Annotated in this window: 15 protein-coding genes; 11 read left to right on the top strand and 4 right to left on the bottom strand. The window is 42.0% G+C overall.

Going from position 1 to position 18,808, the window contains the following annotated elements; all coding sequences use genetic code 11:
• Positions 1–136 precede the first annotated feature (136 nt).
• Together ACDD58_RS06975 and ACDD58_RS06970 are read left to right on the top strand one after the other, a co-directional pair.
• Positions 137–391, top strand: coding sequence for an HPr family phosphocarrier protein (locus ACDD58_RS06975; RefSeq protein WP_015560179.1), 255 nt, complete (start codon positions 137–139; stop codon positions 389–391).
• Positions 392–415: 24 nt separating this feature from the next.
• Positions 416–955 (top strand): DUF6465 family protein, encoded by a 540-nt coding sequence (locus ACDD58_RS06970; protein WP_370776586.1) that lies wholly within the window; start codon positions 416–418, stop codon positions 953–955.
• 165 nt (positions 956–1,120) lie between these two features.
• Here the strand turns inward: ACDD58_RS06970 and ACDD58_RS06965 are convergent, their stop codons facing one another.
• The 4 genes from ACDD58_RS06965 to murC all read right to left on the bottom strand — a co-directional run bounded on the left by ACDD58_RS06965 (position 1,121) and on the right by murC (position 6,269).
• On the bottom strand, positions 1,121–2,299 hold the full coding sequence (locus ACDD58_RS06965; RefSeq protein ID WP_117922559.1) for a ribose-phosphate pyrophosphokinase: 1,179 nt from the start codon (positions 2,297–2,299) through the stop codon (positions 1,121–1,123).
• Between the two features lie 92 nt (positions 2,300–2,391).
• Positions 2,392–3,372 (bottom strand): ATP-binding protein, encoded by a 981-nt coding sequence (locus ACDD58_RS06960; protein WP_370776584.1) that lies wholly within the window; start codon positions 3,370–3,372, stop codon positions 2,392–2,394.
• A gap of 69 nt (positions 3,373–3,441) precedes the next feature.
• Positions 3,442–4,566 carry a DnaD domain protein gene (locus ACDD58_RS06955; RefSeq protein WP_118209864.1) on the bottom strand — a complete coding sequence of 375 codons (1,125 nt, stop codon included), beginning with the start codon at positions 4,564–4,566 and terminating at the stop codon, positions 3,442–3,444.
• Between the two features lie 323 nt (positions 4,567–4,889).
• A complete protein-coding gene (gene murC, locus ACDD58_RS06950; protein WP_370776582.1) occupies positions 4,890–6,269 on the bottom strand; it encodes a UDP-N-acetylmuramate--L-alanine ligase in 1,380 nt (459 codons plus the stop codon).
• Positions 6,270–6,535: 266 nt separating this feature from the next.
• Here murC and ACDD58_RS06945 point away from each other — a divergent pair, with 266 nt between their 5' ends.
• The 9 genes from ACDD58_RS06945 (at position 6,536) to ACDD58_RS06905 (ending at position 18,786) form a co-directional block, all read left to right on the top strand.
• The gene (locus ACDD58_RS06945; RefSeq protein WP_182438857.1) at positions 6,536–7,810 is read left to right on the top strand and encodes a glucose-1-phosphate adenylyltransferase; all 1,275 of its coding nucleotides are present in this window, start codon (positions 6,536–6,538) and stop codon (positions 7,808–7,810) included.
• A complete protein-coding gene (glgD, locus tag ACDD58_RS06940) occupies positions 7,807–8,925 on the top strand; it encodes a glucose-1-phosphate adenylyltransferase subunit GlgD (protein WP_006856279.1) in 1,119 nt (372 codons plus the stop codon). Before ACDD58_RS06945 ends, glgD begins: the two co-directional genes overlap by 4 nt.
• Positions 8,926–8,975: 50 nt before the next feature.
• Positions 8,976–9,242 (top strand): septation regulator SpoVG, encoded by a 267-nt coding sequence (gene spoVG / locus ACDD58_RS06935; RefSeq protein WP_117922555.1) that lies wholly within the window; start codon positions 8,976–8,978, stop codon positions 9,240–9,242.
• 1,296 nt (positions 9,243–10,538) lie between these two features.
• Positions 10,539–11,282 carry a sugar phosphate nucleotidyltransferase gene (locus tag ACDD58_RS06930; RefSeq protein ID WP_370776578.1) on the top strand — a complete coding sequence of 248 codons (744 nt, stop codon included), beginning with the start codon at positions 10,539–10,541 and terminating at the stop codon, positions 11,280–11,282.
• A gap of 60 nt (positions 11,283–11,342) precedes the next feature.
• Positions 11,343–11,921, top strand: coding sequence for an aminoacyl-tRNA hydrolase (gene pth / locus ACDD58_RS06925; protein ID WP_370777466.1), 579 nt, complete (start codon positions 11,343–11,345; stop codon positions 11,919–11,921).
• 49 nt (positions 11,922–11,970) lie between these two features.
• Positions 11,971–15,501, top strand: coding sequence for a transcription-repair coupling factor (gene mfd, locus ACDD58_RS06920; protein ID WP_370776576.1), 3,531 nt, complete (start codon positions 11,971–11,973; stop codon positions 15,499–15,501).
• A 79-nt stretch (positions 15,502–15,580) separates the two neighbouring features.
• Entirely contained in the window at positions 15,581–16,624 is a 1,044-nt protein-coding gene (locus ACDD58_RS06915) for a peptidyl-prolyl cis-trans isomerase (RefSeq protein WP_370776573.1), read from the top strand.
• 55 nt (positions 16,625–16,679) lie between these two features.
• Positions 16,680–17,192, top strand: a complete 513-nt coding sequence (locus ACDD58_RS06910; protein ID WP_370776570.1) for a shikimate kinase — start codon at positions 16,680–16,682, stop codon at positions 17,190–17,192.
• Positions 17,193–17,223: 31 nt separating this feature from the next.
• A complete protein-coding gene (locus ACDD58_RS06905) occupies positions 17,224–18,786 on the top strand; it encodes a peptidoglycan DD-metalloendopeptidase family protein (RefSeq protein WP_370776568.1) in 1,563 nt (520 codons plus the stop codon).
• Positions 18,787–18,808: the final 22 nt, after the last annotated feature.

Genomic DNA, 18,808 nt, shown 5'->3' with positions numbered 1-18,808 from the left:
GAGAAAACTGCATAAAAAAACAGTGCTTCCATAGAATAGTTCGTTGAACTTTAACAGATTTAAGTGAGACGTATTGCAAATTAAAGTCGAATGGGTTATATTTTGAGAAGTACTTGAAAAGAGGAAGAGGATGAATATGAGCAGAAAAGAAGTAGTGGTTTCGAATGTTTCTAAAGAACACGATAATCCGATTGCAGAACTGGTTCAGGTGGCATGCCGCTATGACAGTGAGATTATCCTTGAGAGCAATAACCGCCGGATCAATGCAAAGAGTATCATGGGAATTATGGCATTTAATCCTTCAAAAGGTATGACTGTCAATATCGTTGCAGAAGGAAGCGATGAAGAAGAAGCATTAGACGCAATGGAGAAGTTTTTAGTTTGTGAGTAATTTTTGTTGAGGAGGGAATTCATTATGGCAAAAGAAACTATAGCAAAAAATAATGCAACAAAAACTAATGTTGTAAAAACAGCAGAGCCAAAGACAAACGAAAAGCAGGCAGAAGTATTGCAGGCAGCAAAGAATGTGGCAGCAACAGCAAAAACAGTTGTAAAAGAATCTGCAACTGAGGTAAAAGCAGCAGTAGCTGAGAAAACAACAGCAGTTAAAGAAGCAGTAGAAGAAATGACAGCAGCAAAGGCTGCATCGTCAACAAAACCAGTTGTCGAGACAAAGGAAACAGCAAAACCTGTAAAAGAGAAGAAACCTTCAAGAGCAGCAAAGAAAGCGGCAGCGAAAGCAGCAAAGGAAGAATTAGTTCCGGAAGTATTTATTCAGTATCAGGGAAATGAAGCGATCGTTGCAGATGTGATCGAGAAAGCAAAAAATGAGTTTGTTGCAGAGGGTCACAGAGCATCATCTATCAAGAGTCTTCAGGTATATTTAAAACCGGAAGAATTTGCAGCATATTATGTGATCAACCAGAAGTTTGCAGGAAGAGTTGATCTGTTTTAAATAAGTCTGTAAGACACAAATACATAGAAGTGAAATAGAAGGAACCGATGTACCAAAAAGTACTGAGGTTCCTTTTTTAATTCATGATCATGGAATGAAGGTATCCTGTTATTTGTAAAGAAAAGCCGGCACAAAAAGTACCGGCTTTTGAAAAGTATTTCAGGATTATTTCTGCTCTGCTTTGTATTTGGATACCAGACGTTCGATTCTGTCATACGGGTTTAACAGATCGCTGATGGAAGAATCATGGTTTAAGGTATCAATGATATAAGCGATGTATTTACTCATATCACAGCTGATGTAATAAGGTTTGGATAAGAGTTCAGGTGTCTGATAAGTAAGGTTTGTAGTAACGACTTTGTAGATGATACCATCAGCAACTGCCTGATCAAATTTTTCTAAACCGTTTGTGAAGAGTCCGAAAGTTGCAACAACGAAGATACGGTTTGCTTTACGTTTCTTTAATTCAGTTGCAACATCGATCATACTTTCACCGGAAGAGATCATGTCATCAATAATGATAACGTCTTTTCCTTCCACGGAGGAACCTAAGAATTCATGTGCAACGATCGGGTTACGTCCGTCTACGATACGGCTGTAATCACGTCTCTTATAGAACATACCGACATCTAAACCGAGAACGCTTGCAAGATATACAGCACGGTTCGTACCGCCTTCATCCGGGCTGATTACCATCATATGATCAGAATCGATCTTTAAGTCAGTCACTTCACGCAGGATGCCTTTTACAAACTGGTATGCAGGCTGTACAGTTTCAAAGCCTTTTAATGGAATTGCATTCTGGACACGTGGATCATGAGCATCAAATGTGATGATGTTGTCTACACCCATTGCAGTCAGTTCCTGTAATGCTAAAGCACAATCTAAGGATTCGCGGGAAGTACGTTTGTGCTGACGGCTTTCATATAAGAAAGGAATGATGACTGTGATACGTCTTGCTTTACCGCCAACGGCTGCAATGATACGTTTTAAATCTGCATAGTGATCATCCGGTGACATGTGGTTCTCATGGCCGCATACAGAGTAGGTAAGGCTGTAATTTGTCACATCGACCATCAGGTACAGATCGTATCCACGAACAGATTCTTTGATCACACCTTTTGCTTCACCGGTTCCGAAACGCGGAACAGCGGTAGAGATGATGTAAGAATCGCGGCGGTAATCCTTGAAGGCAAGATCAGATGCATGCTGATGCTGTCTTTTTTCTCTCCAGCCGACCAGATACTTGTCTACTTTCAGACCAAGCTCTTTGCAGCTCTCAAGCGGGATCAGACCAAGTGCTCCATCAGGTAAGGTTTCTAGGTTTCTTTCATCGTTTGGCATTGAATGGTTCCTCCATAAAAATTTGTTTACATGTATTTCAATAGATTGCTCTAATTGAAGGCAGAAAAAGTATCCTGTGTCTGTTGCAATGATTAACGTCTCCGCTTCTGCATCCTGATATCTTCCCCGAATAATTTGATCAGAACATAATTATCCATGATTCTCGATAAGATTCGCTCCGAATACAGATCGGTAAGCTGTGATAATCCGAGATTTGTGGAAATGATGGTTGATTTCCGGTGCAGGATTCTTTCGTTTAAACATAAAAACAACTGGGAAGTTGTAAAAGAATTTGTAAGCTCTGTGCCAAGATCATCTATGATCAGAAGATCGCATGTAAAAATATTTTCATTTGCGGCAATCGCATCTTCATCTTTTGCAAATACACCCTTGCTTAATATATCAAATAATTGGAACGCCGTAAAGTAAATTACAGAATGACCGTGATCCATCAGCTCTTTCGCAACGCAGTTTGACAGAAAAGTTTTGCCGATACCGGTATCTCCGTAAAAGTAAAGATTGGAAAATGTATCATCAAAGTGATCGATAAAGTCGTGACATTTTGCGACAGCATCTTTTGCGGTTGCCAAAGATGATAATCCGGTCGCAGGGTTTACGGCTTTATCGGAATAATAGTCAAAAGAAAATGTGGAAAAATTTTCACGCAGCAGGATGCTTTTTAAGTTTGACTGGGTATAGACCAGATCGATTGCAGCCTGTGTAAAACAGTGGCAGCGTTTCCCGTCAATAAAACCGGTATCTTTACAATCCGGGCACTCGTAAGCAGTTTCTAAATAATCAGCAGCCAGACCGGCTTTTTTTAGAAGATCCTTTTTCTCACTGCGGTAGGAGGCAATCTGTTCTTTTAAGGTATGAAGAGCTTTGGTATCGCCGTCTAAGAGCTTCTTTGCCTGTGCAACGGAACAGGTTGCGATGGCATCATCAATCTCGCGGAGACGCGGAATCTTGATGTAGGCATAGCGTGTCCGTTCTTCCCTGTCATGTTCATTTTTTAACTGCCGGGCATCGTATGCCCGTATGATCTCGTCATATTGCGAATTTGTCAGAGGCATGTTCTTATCCTAATCTCCATTTTTGCCTGTTTTAGTATGAAGACAATATTTTCATACTATTCTATGGTATCAGCGTTTTGAATTGGTTGTCAGTAACATTTTTTCAAGCTCATCATATTCATAGGAACGGTGTCCGATGTTGTTGAACTTATTTTTTGAACCAGCCGCTTCCTGTGCGGAAGTCTTTGCACGTTCTTTATGTTCAAGATTTAAACGTTTTACATCTTCCATGGTATGTACGTTTAATTTACGCCAGTTCGAAAGCATTTTATCCGTGTAAGGAAAACTCGGCTGATGGATACTCTGTATGGTCTGCTGACATGCCGCACAGATGATGTCGATGGAAAAACCATACTCGGAACGCCATTTTTCAATGAAGTCTGTTTCAGATGGAACGAGATTCCTTCCGGTAATGCCAAAGGAACGCATTACTGCATAATAAGCCGGACTGTGGATCTTTGCTTCCTGTTTGGCGGAGGTTACAGTCCGGATACCGCTTTCTGCCCATTTCAACGCCGTAGCTTCGATGTAGCGGATCGCAGTATGGTTTTTGCTTACGCAGTATTCCACCAGATATTCGATCAGATCCGGTGAAAAAGAAAGTTCTTCATATAAATACAAAAGCGTGTTTGTATCAGTCTGGCTGAGAGGGCGTCCGAGATAGCGTTCTGTAATAAAAAGAAGTTCTGCGATCTGGTCATTTTCCTGAAACTGTTTTAATTCATCGCGGGTGTAATCCCTCTTTGGAGGAAAATTTTCCGTATCTGCAGAAGAAATACCATCATCATCTGAGGAGGTGTATTCGTCTGCAGATGATGAAATGCTGTTTGAGTCGGGTGCCTCTGCGGCAGATTCATTTTCTGAAAATTCGCCGGTTACATCAGTTTTATCCCTGGATGCAGAATCAATAAGGCACACACCGGTTAAGTTATGATCTGTATCGTATTCCAGACGCAAAAGATGCATGCGTTCCCAATAACTTAAGGCACGTTTTACATCTTTTTCTGTGTGTTCGAATTTATCTGCAATGGAAGAAATCGAAAAAGCGGAATCCGGGGCGTTCATCAGACGCAGCAGGTACAGGTAGATCTTTACAAATTCTCCATTTGCGTCAGACATATATTCATCAATAAAAATATTCGATACACTCGTGGCAGAAGATGCGCTGTCACTGTGGATTAGTATTTTAGCCATGAAGGAAACCCTCTTTCGATAATATTCTAAAAGTATAAGCATAAATATTTGCTGCGCCACAAATTATAGCATAGGAAAAGAAAAAAGAGAAGAACAATTTTGAATACAAATGCTGTAAAATCAAGGGTTAAGGGGAATGTGGATAATGTGGATAAAAAGTGAATACATAAAAAACGAAAGTGATGGCAACTGTGACAAAATACAGAAAACAAGGGACATGAAAGAAAACGGAACAATAAAAGAGGGACATGTTATGTCGACAAGAAAAATCCACATTCGATGGTTGAAGTTTTCCCCAATCGAATGTGGATAATGTGGATAACTTATCTGCCAAGAAGGTGTTCACCAACGTTTACGATATCTCCGGCACCCATAGTTATCAACAGATCACCGTTTATACATTTTTTCAATAAAAATTTTTCGATTTCTTCAAAGGAAGGGAAATAATAGCATTCTGTTCCTTTGTCCTTTAATTTTTCAAGGATATCTTTCGAGCTGATTCCGTAAGTATTTTTCTCGCGGGCAGCATAGATATCTGCAAGAACGACTACGTCAGCCATGGAAAGCACATCTGCAAAGTCATCTAAAAATGCTTTTGTCCTGGAATAAGTGTGCGGCTGGAAAGCTAAGACCAGACGTTTGTGCGGATAATTCTTTGCAGCAGTTAATGTTGCACGAATCTCTGTCGGATGATGCGCATAATCATCAATGATAGTAACGCCATCCACACATCCTTTATATTCAAAACGACGGTCTGCACCTCCGAAAGCGGATAAACCGGCGAGGATCGCATCCTTTGAAATGCCAAGGTCAAGTGTAAGTGCAATCGCTGCAAGCGCATTTGAGATATTGTGCATGCCTGGAACATGCAGTTTGACATCCATGACCGGAGAACCGTGATGCATAGCTGTAAAGGAAGCACATGCTGTCTCATCAAATGTAACATCGGACGGATAATAGTCGCAGGAGTCATTCAGACCGAAAGTGATCACCTTGGGATCTAAACCATCTGTAAGCTCGGTGTAATTTTCAATTTCACCGTTGATAATGATCGCACCGTCTTTTTTTGTATTTCCTGCAAATTTTCGGAATGAATTGCGGATGTCCTGAATATCTTTAAAGAAGTCAAGGTGTTCCGCTTCCACGTTTAAAATGACACTGTAGCGTGGATAAAAATGAAGAAAACTGTTGGTATATTCGCACGCTTCGGATACAAAAATATCGGACTTGCCTACTTTTATATTGCCGTCGATGGCTTTTAAAATCCCACCCACGGAAATAGTAGGATCTGCATTTGCGGCAAGAAGGATCTGACTGATCATGGATGTGGTCGTCGTTTTTCCGTGGGTACCGGCAACGGCGATGGAATTGTTGTAATTGTCCATGATCTGGCCAAGCAGTTCTGCACGGCTTAACATTGGGATGCTGCTCTTTTTTGCGGCCGCGTATTCCGGATTGTCTTCACGGATGGCTGCGGTGTAGACGATAAGATCAATGTCATCGCTAAGGTTTTCGGCCTTCTGACCGTAAAAAATACGGGCACCCATGTGCTCTAAATGTCTGGTCAGTCCGGATTCCTTTGTGTCAGATCCTGAGATGGTAAAATGTTCTTCTAAAAGTATCTCAGCAAGACCACTCATGCTGATACCGCCGATCCCGATGAAATGGATGTGCAGCGGCTGGTTGAAATTGATTTTATACATTTATTGATACCTGCCTGTTTTATTAATAATTCTGTTTGTTTCATTATACCCGTATGGAATCAATTTGCAAATTCTTTTGAGGAAAAATCTTTTCGACAGAAAAAAAGAATTGTAGATAAAATTTTATCAATTTGTGCAATGTGTCAAAAATATGTAAAATCAAAAAAAAATATTGTGAAAAATGATGTACATGAGATTTGGAGTGTGGTATAATTAAAAATACCAAAAGGAATAGATTGACTAGAAAGTGACGAGAGGTGATTGACGTGATTCGAAAAGAAATGATAGCCATGCTATTGGCTGGAGGACAGGGCAGCCGTCTTGGAGTGCTTACAGCAAAGGTTGCCAAACCCGCAGTTGCGTTTGGAGGAAAGTATCGTATTATCGATTTCCCACTCAGCAACTGTATTAATTCAGGAATTGATACCGTTGGTGTTCTGACACAGTATCAGCCGTTACGTTTAAATACCCATATCGGAATCGGTATTCCGTGGGATCTTGACCGTAACAATGGCGGTGTAACGGTGCTTCCACCTTATGAGAAGAGCAATAACAGCGAGTGGTACAGTGGAACAGCAAATGCAATCTACCAGAATATGAATTACATGGAGAGCTATAATCCGGAATATGTCCTGATCTTATCAGGTGACCATATTTATAAGATGGATTATGAGGTAATGCTCGATTTCCATAAAGAAAATCATGCAGATGTAACGATTGCAACAATGCCGGTACCGATCGAGGAAGCAAGCAGGTTTGGAATCGTGATCGCGGATGAAAATAAAAAAATACAGGATTTTGAGGAGAAACCGGCAGAGCCGAGAAGTAATCTTGCATCCATGGGAATCTATATTTTCAGCTGGAATGTTTTGAAGGAAGCATTACATGCCATGAAAGACCAGAGTGGCTGTGATTTCGGCAAGCATATTATTCCATACTGCCATGAGAGAGGAAAACGTCTTTTCGCCTATGAATTTAATGGTTACTGGAAGGATGTTGGAACCTTAGGCTCCTATTGGGAAGCCAATATGGAACTCATCGATCTGATCCCGGAGTTCAATCTGTATGAAGAATACTGGAAGATCTACACAAAGAGCGATATCATTGAACCGCAGTATCTGTCAGAAGATTCTGTGGTTGAGAAGAGTATTATCGGTGAGGGATCTGAAATATATGGAGAAGTGCACAGTTCTGTCATCGGTGCAGGTGTTACGATCGGTAAAGGCAGTGTAGTAAGGAATTCAATAATTATGAAGGGGACACAGATTGGTGAAGGTGTCACGATAGATAAGTCAATCGTTGCAGAAAACTGCCATATTGGTAACAATGTGGTGCTTGGAGTCGGTGAGGAAGCACCGAACAAGCTGAATGCAAGTATATATTCTTTTGGTCTTGTAACAATAGGTGAAGATTCCGTGGTGCCGGATGGCGTTCAGATAGGAAAGAATACGGCAATTTCCGGAGTTACGGAAAAAGAAGATTATCCGGATGGAATTCTTGGAAGCGGTGAAGTAATTATTAAGGCAGGTGACTCAGAATGAAGGCAATAGGTATTATTTTAGCTGGCGGTAATAACAGCCGTATGCAGGAACTATCCAATAAAAGAGCGATTGCAGCAATGCCTGTCGGAGGCAGCTATCGCAGCATTGATTTTGCACTCAGCAATATGAGTAATTCGCATATACAGACAGTTGCAGTACTGACACAGTACAGCGCCAGATCCTTAAATGAGCATCTGAGTTCCTCAAAATGGTGGGATTTCGGAAGAAAACAGGGTGGACTGTTCGTATTTAACCCGACAGTTACGGTTGATAACAGCTGGTGGTATCGCGGAACGGCAGATGCCATGTATCAGAATATCAGCTTCTTAAAGAAACGCCATGAACCGTATGTCATCATTACGAGCGGTGATTGTGTTTATAAGATTGATTACAATAAAGTACTTGAATATCATATCGAAAAGAAAGCGGATATCACGGTAGTGTGCAAAGATATGGCACCGGATGTGGATGTAAGCCGTTTTGGTGTGGTACGGATGAATGAAGATTCCAGGATCGTAGAATTTGAAGAGAAACCGATGGTATCCCAGTCTAACACCATTTCTACCGGTATTTATATCGTGCGCAGAAGACAGTTGATCGAGATGTTAGAGCGCAGTGCAGAGGAAGGACGCTGGGATTTTGTTACGGATATTCTGATTCGTTATAAAAATATGAAGCGTATCTATGGTTACAAGATGAAAGAATACTGGAGCAACATCGCAACTGTTGAGTCTTATTACCAGACAAATATGGATTTCCTGAAACCGGAGGTACGCAGATACTTTTTCCATGATGAGCCGAAGATCTATTCAAAGGTTGATGATCTCCCACCTGCAAAATATAATGCAGGCTCTGATGTGCGGAACAGCCTGATCGCGAGCGGATGTATCGTGAACAGCAAAGTGGAAAATTCTATCCTGTTCAAAAAAGTATTTGTTGGCAAGAACTGTGTAATTAAAAACTCTATTATCTTAAATGATGTATATATTGGCGATAATACACATATCGAGAACTGTATCGTGGAGAGCAGGGACACATTGAAAGCAAATACATATTATTGTGGAGACAATGGTATCAAGATTGTTTCTGAGAACAATGAGCGCTACGTGTTGTAAAAATGCATTTTTGGGACAAGGGTAAAACAACTTAAAGGGGGACATAAGACATGCAGATAACGGACGTGAGGATCAGAAAAGTAGAAAAAGAAGGCAAGATGAAAGCGGTAGTTTCAATCACGATCGATGAAGAGTTCGTGGTACATGATATCAAGATCATTGAAGGGGAAAAAGGTCTTTTTATTGCAATGCCAAGCCGCAAGGCTGCGGACGGAGAATACCGCGATATTGCACATCCGATCAACTCTGGTACAAGAGAACGGATTCAGAAACTGATCTTGGAAAAGTACGAGGAGACATTAGCTGCTGAGGAGTAAGGAGCTTTTGGCAGCAGGTCTTTGAGGAAGATTGTTGTGTCGGCAGAATAAAAAGAATGAGCGGCTGTAACAGGGGATTGTTGTTACAGCCGCTTTTTGGTGTGTTAAACAGTTGATTCGCCAAATGATGGTTTGTGGGTGATATGCGTCGCCCGTCCAAATGGTGTGTCGCAGGCTTGTGAGTGGCATCTTACGCAAAGCCGGAGTTAATTTTGGTTCCGTTGTACGAAAATAAGAAAAGTCTAAGTGTGTCTGGGTTAGATTTTCTCGGAGTGACGTGACCGGCAACAACGAGTCATCCATGACTCGATGCTGCCTTGTTCTGCCATCCGTGGCAGAACATCACTGTGTACCTATAGACACACTAAGATTTTCTAATTTTCTCCCAAAGTCACAAAATTACTTCGACTTTGCGCAAGATGCCAGCCTCCAGGTTATGAAACACCATTTGGGTGGGCGGTTCATCTCAAAACTGGGGGCGTAGGTGCGGATTTTCGATATTCGCACAAATGGAAATATACTTAAAATGCTAATGTGCTGTATCATTAATATTCAACCTAATGGCTTCCCAGATTTTCCATCTGCTACATTGTATTACATGAATTTTTTCGTAAAATGCCAGACAAAATAACACAGAATAATTTTTTCAAATGTGTATGGCAATAAACATAGGCATAACGGGATACATTGAGGTTTTTCCAGTATTATCAAACCAATAATAATCTATTAAACATAGTTATTTGGAAATATTTTTTTTTCAGATTCAGACATAAAACACTAAAAATTTACACCCGCCAAAGTTGTAAAATGAGTTCCCCGGCGAAGGGTGGTTCACAACCTTGCGGCTGGCAAATCGCATCAAGCCGGGATTGCTTTTGTGACTTTGGGAGAAAATTAGAAAGTCTTAGTATGCCTGTTCACAATACAGTGTTGTGCTGCCATGGACGGCAGCACAAGTCCTAATGTGCCCGGACGGCACATTTAGGACGCACACGTCACTCCGGCATAAAACTAAATCAGGCATACTTAGACTTTCTTATTTTCGGACAACGGAAACAAAACAGTCCCGGCTTGATGCAATTTGCCAATCGTAACCCCCCAGAACCACCCTACACAGGGAAACTCACATCACAACCACAAACCATCATTTGGCGGCAGCTTATTATAATGACGGTGTGAAAAATACTTGTAAAATCAGGAAAGTCCTGTAAAATAAAACATAGACTGCAATGAGAAAAACAGTATGGTATGGTGAACAATATCAGAAAAATAGCACGTAGATGCAGGAGGATACATATGGAACAGTTAAAAGCGGTAATACTTGCAGCAGGTAAAGGAACACGTATGAAATCAGATCTGCCGAAAGTGGTACATACAATAGAAGGAAAATGTCTGGTAGATTATGCAATCGAAGCAGCGATCGGAGCAGGTGCAGATGATATCTGTCTGGTTGTCGGATATAAATATGAAGTGGTACGGGAGACGATCCTGCATCAGGAGGTCAGCTTTGTATTACAGGAGGAGCAGCTTGGAACCGGTCATGCGGTGCGCTGTGCAAAAGATTTCTTAGGGGATGAGGGACAGACGATGATCCTGTTTGGAGATACACCTTTGATCACAGCAGATACACTGAAGCGTTTAAGAGAATATCATACAACAAACAAAAATACCGTGACAGTATTATCCGCCATGGTGGAAGATCCGACAGGATATGGAAGGATCATCCGTGATGCAGATGGTAATTTCGTAAAAAGTGTAGAGCACAAAGATGCAAGTGAGGAAGAGAGAGCTTCTCATGAGATCAATTCCGGTATGTATATTTTTGATACAAAGGAATTAAAAGAGGCACTTGAAAAAATCCAGCCGAATAATGCGCAGGGTGAATATTATCTGCCGGATACGCTGACAATTATAAAGAACAAAGGACTAAAAGTGGATGCATTTGCATTAAGTGATCCGGAGGATATCATGGGTGTGAATGACCAGGAGCAGTTGAAATCTGCAGCAGAGATCATTCGCAGACGGAATCAGGCAAAATAAATGGGATGGAAAGATTTATTCCGGTCACTGTGGATAAAAGATACAGAAATGGAGAAATACATGTTTTTGATCGTAGGGCTCGGAAATCCGGGAAAACAGTATGAGCACACCAGACACAATATCGGATTTGATGTCATGGATGCGCTTGCAGAGAAATATAATATCAGTATCAGTGAAAAAAAACATAAGGCACTCTGTGGAAAAGGTGTCATAAACGGTGTGAAAGTTGTGCTGGCAAAACCACAGACATATATGAATTTAAGCGGGGAGAGTGTGGCAGAACTGCTCAGTTATTACAAGATGGACCCGGAAGAAGAGATGATCGTGATCTATGATGACATCAGCCTTGCGCCGGGAAATCTGCGCATCCGCAAGAAAGGAAGTGCAGGCGGGCACAACGGCATCAAAAATATCATTGCGATGACCGGGACGCAGAATTTTTTGCGCATCAAAGTCGGTGTCGGGGAAAAACCGGCGGGCTGGGATCTTGCAGACCATGTGTTAGGACATTTTGATGCCGCAGAACGCGTAGAAGTTGAGAAAGCGATCGGGCATGCCGTAGAGGCTGTTGAAATGATGGTTGCCGGTGAAACAGATGCAGCGATGAATCATTATAATGTAAAAAAGAAAGAAGCGTAAATGGGATTTGTGTGAATAAAGATTTTCACACACCGGAATGGGGATTATCATGAGAGCTTTTTCGGAACCTTTAAAAGAGCTGAAAGAATTTGAAAATTTAAGTGCGATAGTGCAGAAGCTGCGCGGGATCGCGCAGATCTCAGGATGTATAGATGCGGCAAAACCACATCTTATGTACAGTGTAAACAATGGTTCTGGAAACAGGATCATTGTTACGTTTCAGGAGCAGAGAGCGAAAGAAATCTATGAAGAATATCGGTTCTTTGATCCAAAGGCAGCGTATTATCCTGCAAAAGATATCCTTTTTTATCAGTCGGATATCCGTGGAAATGTACTTACTGCGGAGCGTATCAATGCATTAAAAATGCTTGCAGAAGAACCGGCGTGCACCATAATAACTACATTTGACGGACTCATGAATCCAATGCCAGTACCGGAAAATTTTATTCAGTCCGTGATAAAGGTTGCGGTCGGGGATACATTAAATCTCGAAGAACTGGTAAAACACTTAGTGGAGCTTGGTTACGAAAAAAACTATCAGGCAGAAACGATGGGAGAGTTTTCGGTGCGTGGCGGAATTTTAGATATATTTCCACTGACAGAAGATAATCCGTTTCGAATTGAATTCTGGGGGGACGAGGTTGACTCTATCCGTTCCTTTGATGCGGAAAGCCAGCGATCGATTGAAAATCTGGAGGAAATTTCAATTTATCCTGCCTGTGAACTGGTACTGACAGTACAGGAACGGCAGGCGGGGATCGGAAGGATCTTAAAAGAGGCTGATAAGGTATCTGCAAAACTCCGGAAAGAAATGAAAACGGAGGAGGCACACCGCATAAAAAGTACTGCTGCCCAGATTGCAGAGGAAGCGGGAGAGTTAGGTATCAGTGCAGGACTTGACGCGTATCTGTCGTATTTTTGTGAGGAAAGAGTATCGTTACTTGATTACTTTAACAGGGAGAATACGATTATTTTTGTGGATGAGCTGGCACGTTCCATTGAGCGCGGCATGGTGACGGAAACGGAGTTTTCCGAGAGCATGAAACAGCGTCTTGAAAAAGGTTATATTCTGCCTGGACAGATGCGGGAACTTTTTTCCTGTAAGGAAATCCTGGCAAAAATTGAAACAATGGCATGTATTTCTTTGGTGGCACTGGATTTAAAAAACAGTCATGTGGATATCAAAGAAAAATTTACCATCGACTCAAAGACGGTCAATCCATACAATAACAGTTTTGAACTTCTGGTCAAAGATCTCACCCGTTACAAAAAAAACGGATACCGTGTGATTTTGCTTTCCGGATCAAGAACGCGTGCGAAGCGGCTGGCAGAAGATCTGATGGCAGAGGAACTGAATGCTTTTTATTCAGAAGACTTCGACCATGAGGTAAAACCGGGTGAGATCATGACCGGTTACGGTAAGATCAAAAAAGGTTATGAATATCCGTTACTCAAATTTGTTGTGATCTCAGAGAGCGATATTTTCGGCAGTGAAAAGAAAAAAAAGAAACACCGCCGCACCTATGAGGGAGAAAAAATTGCAAGTTTTACCGACCTTAACGTTGGTGACTATGTTGTTCATGAAAATCATGGACTCGGAATCTATCGCGGAATCGAAAAGATCGAAGTTGATAAGACGGTTAAAGATTATATCAAAATTGAGTATGCCGGCGGTGGAAACTTATATATCCTTGCAACACAGTTAGAACTGATCCAGAAATATGCCGGTGCAGATGCGAAAAAACCAAAGCTGAATAAATTAGGCGGACAGGAATGGAATAAGACCAAGACGAAGGTGCGCGGTGCAGTAAAAGAGATTGCACAGGATCTTGTGAAACTTTACGCAATGAGACAGGATCAGGATGGATTTGTCTATGGACCGGATACTGTCTGGCAGAGAGAATTTGAGGAAATGTTCCCGTTTGAAGAGACGGAAGATCAGGAGCTTGCGATCGAGGCGACGAAAAAAGATATGGAAAGCACGAAGATCATGGATCGCCTGATCTGTGGTGATGTCGGGTATGGAAAGACGGAAATTGCGATACGTGCGGCTTTTAAGGCAGTGCAGGACGGAAAACAGGTTGCTTTTTTAGTGCCGACGACGATTTTAGCGCAGCAGCATTACAATAACTTTGTGCAGCGTATGAAAGATTTCCCGGTCAATATTGATCTTTTGTGTCGTTTTCGGGGCAGTGCAGAACAGAAAAAGACAGTGGAGGCATTGAAAAAAGGAAGCGTTGATATCATTATCGGGACGCACAGACTGCTGTCGAAAGATGTGGTATATAAGGATCTTGGACTTTTGATCATTGATGAGGAACAGCGTTTTGGTGTGACGCACAAAGAAAAGATCAAACAGTTAAAGACAAATATCGATGTGCTCACGCTCACAGCAACACCGATTCCAAGGACGCTTCATATGAGTCTGATCGGAATCCGTGATATGAGTGTATTAGAGGAACCGCCGATGGACCGTGTACCGATCCAGACGTATGTAATGGAATACAATGAGGAACTGGTACGCGAAGCAATCTCAAGAGAGCTTTCCCGTGGGGGACAGGCATATTATGTATACAACCGTGTGAAAGAGATTGCAGATGTTGCAGCTAAAATTGCAGAGCTTGTGCCGGAGGCAAATGTTGCCTATGCGCATGGACAGATGAAAGAGACAGAATTAGAAAATATCATGTATCGTTTTATTAATGGTGAGATTGATGTACTGGTCTCCACAACGATCATTGAGACAGGACTGGATATTTCAAATGTGAATACCATGATCATCCATGATGCGGATAACATGGGATTGTCACAGCTTTATCAGCTTCGTGGACGTGTCGGCAGATCGAACCGGACAGCATATGCGTTTTTAATGTACCGCAGGGATAAGATGTTAAAAGAGGTAGCAGAAAAAAGGCTGGCTGCGATCAAAGAGTATACGGAGCTTGGAAGCGGTTTTAAGATCGCCATGCGGGATTTAGAGATCCGCGGTGCGGGAAATCTGCTTGGTGCCAAGCAGCATGGGCATATGGAGGCAGTCGGATACGATCTTTACTGTAAAATGTTAAATGAAGCGGTTAAGGAAGCAAAAGGCATGGAAGTTGCTGAAAGTTTTGACACTTCGATCGACATTGATATTGATGCTTATATTCCGATGGGATATATTCCGAACGAGATGCAGAAACTTGACATTTATAAGCGTATTGCAGGCATTGAGACTGCGGATGAGTCAGAAGAGATGTTAGAAGAACTGATCGACCGTTTTGGAGATCCGCCAAAATCTGTCGAAAATCTGCTTTATATTGCAAGGGTAAAATCCATGGCACATCATCTTTATTTCACGGATATTTCACAGAAAGGTGATACACTGCGGTTTACCCTGTATGAGAAAGCAAAGATCAATGTGGCGGCAATTCCGGAGTTTACAGCATCCTTTAACAATCATGTGAAGTTTACCATGGATGCGAAAGAACCGTATTTTACTTATTTCCTGAAATTGAATACCAGGGAAAAATATGTGGAAGCAAAAGATGTGATGGAGACATTTTTAAAGCGTGCGGGAGAGATGCTGATGGAAAAATAACTTGCGGCTTTTGATAAAACGAATTATAATAAACTGAATGACTGCCTATATCTGAAAAAGAGGGCACTGGGAGGAATATATGAACAGCAGAAAAATTACCACATTATTGTTAAGTGGCGCTATGGCTTTATCTGTACTTACAGGCTGTGGCGGAGTCAATAAAGATAAAACAGTGGCAACTTTAAATGGAGAGCCGGTAACACTTGGAATCGCAAACTTTGCAGCAAGATTTGGGCAGGCGGGAGCAGATGATTTTTATACCGCATATTTTGGAAAAAATGTCTGGACATCTGATCTGTATGGAAATGGAACGACCGGACAGGATAATTTTAAAGACAGCGTGATGGACTCCTTAGAAGATATGTACGTGCTGCAGCTTCATATGGATGAGTATAATGTCAGCATTACAGATGATGAGAAAGCGGCGATCACCGCAGCTGCAACACAGTTTATGGAAGATAACAGTAAAGATGCGATAAAGGCACTCGGTGCAACGCAGGAAATCGTGGAAGAATATCTTACGTTAGAGACGATCCAGAGCAAAATGAAAGCAGTGATCGTTGCGGATGCAGACACCAATGTAACGGATGAGGAAGCAAAAACAGGCGCATATAGTTATGTAGGTGTTTCTAAGACGACACATAGGGATGAGAGCGGCAATACCGTAGATTATACGGATGAGGAGAAAGAGGAGCTTGCAGCAAAGGTGGCTGATTTTGCAAAGGCAGCAAAGGAAGACGGTCTTGATGCAGCAGCAGAGGATGCAGGCTATACAGTAAGTACCGGCACGTTTACACAGGAAGATGATTCTGTGGATGAGAAACTTTTAGCGGCACTGAAAGATTTAAAAGAAGGCGAAGTGACAGATCTGATCGAGGGTGACAGCTCTTATTTTGTGGCACGTCTCGATAAAGAAGTGGATGCGGATGCGACAGAGGAGACACGCCAGAGCATTATTGAGCAGCGCAAAGATGATCTGTATAATGAGACGCTCGATGGATGGAAAGAAGGAATCGAGTGGGCAGTGAAAGAAAAAGTCTGGGATGACGTGAATTTTGATAACCTGTTTACAACTATAAAAGATACAGAGACAGAAAGCACGACGGAGCAGGCAACAGAGTAAAAAGAGAACGTCGAAAGCACAGTCTTTCGACGTTTTTTATAGTGGGAGAAAACAGATGGAGAAAGACAATATTGTACTGATCGGAATGCCTGGTGTCGGAAAAAGCACCGTGGGAGTCATATTGGCAAAGGTATTAGGCTATCAGTTTGTAGATGCAGATCTGGTTATTCAGGAAAAAGAGGGAAAGCTGCTGCGCGAGATCATTGCAGAAGAAGGACCTGACGGATTTATTGCGGTCGAAAACCGTATTAACAGTGAAATAGAAGCACATCATTCAGTCATTGCCACCGGAGGAAGTGTTGTATATGGAAAAGAGGCAATGGAGCATTTAAAGCAGATCGGAACTGTGATCTATTTAAAATTAGATTATACAGGAATCAGCCGCAGACTGTCGGATATTAAAGGCAGGGGCGTTGTTTTAAAAGATGGACAGACTTTAAAAGATCTGTATGATGAGAGAATTGTACTGTATGAAAAATATGCAGACATTACGATTGCAGAGAATGGTCTGAATGTGGAACAGACGATCGAGAAGATTGTGGCACAGATCCAAAAAGAATCTTTGTAAAATCACATCAATGGAATGAAAGAGTCAGAAGATGAACAAAAGATTAAAAGATAAAAAACTATTGTCTGGAATGATCGTTACCGGTGGATTTCTTATAATATTGGCGGGAGGAGCACTGACGCAGCAGACGGCATTAGGACAGAGTTATCAGGGTGTGTATATAGATGGAATATTTGTCGGTTATGTGGCAGAAAACGTCGATGTGAAGGAGGCAATCCGGAAGGCAAGAAGAGAACTGGCAGCAGAGTCAGAAAAACGTCTGTGTATGGATTATGAATGGTCAGTAAAGACAGAAAAGAAGCCGTTTGTGCATCTGGAAAAGAAAGAAGCATTAGAAGAACAACTGAAAAATGTGCTGGCAGAAAAGACGATTGAGAGCAGAGAGCGTGCATATACAGTTGCGATCGGTTCCTACCGTGGGAATTTTACAACAATCGATGAAGTGATGGATTTTTTGAACCAGGTCAGAAAAAAAGCGGATGAAGAAGATGCGTATACAGTTACATACCAGTCGTTGGAAGGACAGATTGACGGAATATTAACGGCGGATCTGAAACAAAAAGAAAGCGAAGACGATTTGGCAAAAGAAGGGGAAAAAGAAACACAGGATATACAGGCATCATCGCTTGCAGGTGTCTCATTAGAGTCGGCAACACAGCTTTTGGATGCTGTGACGTCAGATGCGGCGGATTTTTATGAAACAGGTGTCCTTGACATGGCATTTGTGGAAAATGTTGAGGTTTATGAAAATTACGTGCAGCCGGATGCATTTACTAATCCGGGTGATGCTGCTGCGGAAGTAACAAAAGAGAAAGAATCGAATAAAATATATGTAGTAGAGAGTGGTGACTGTCTTTCTGTGATCGCACTTGACCATGACACAAAAGTTACGGATATTATGGCATTAAACGGACTCGAAAATGCAGACGCACTGCGAGAAGGACAGGAGCTTATCATTGCGGTTCCGGAACCGGATTTAAAGATCAGGCTGACTGTAGGGGAAGTTTACGAGGAAGATTATGAGGAAGAACCTGTCATTATGGAAAATGATTCCTGGTATACCAATCAGGAGGAAGTTATAGAAGAAGGTGTGTCAGGACATCGTGAGAGAAATGATATCGTCGTATATGAAAACGGCTCTGAGGTAAGCAGGGAGCTGGCACACCAGAAAATCATGACGGCAGCGAAGGCAGCAGTTGTGGAACGGGGAACGATCGTACCACCGACATACATCAAACCGATTGCCGGCGGAAGATTTACATCGGGATTCGGAAGACGCTGGGGAAGAATGCATAAAGGTGTGGACTGGGCATGCCCGGTTGGAACAACCGTGTATGCGTCCTGTGCCGGAACTGTGATTCAGGCTTCTTATAATGGAGGATACGGTAACAATGTCGTGATCAGCCATGCAGATGGAAGACTGACACGTTATGCACATAACAGTAAACTGTTAGTGAAAGTTGGCCAGAAAGTAGAGCAGGGAGAACCGATCGCAATGAGTGGAAGCACCGGACGCTCCACAGGACCGCATGTGCATTTTGAAATCTATATCGGAGGCGCAGCAGTTAATCCACTGAAGTATATCAGTAACTGATAAAAATTGAATGTAAAGTGTG

This window comes from Roseburia sp. (assembly GCF_041325975.1).
GTDB lineage: Bacteria > Bacillota > Clostridia > Lachnospirales > Lachnospiraceae > Roseburia > Roseburia rectibacter.
Note: the sequence above shows the minus strand (reverse complement) of the source record. Positions and strands in the feature narration are given on the sequence as shown.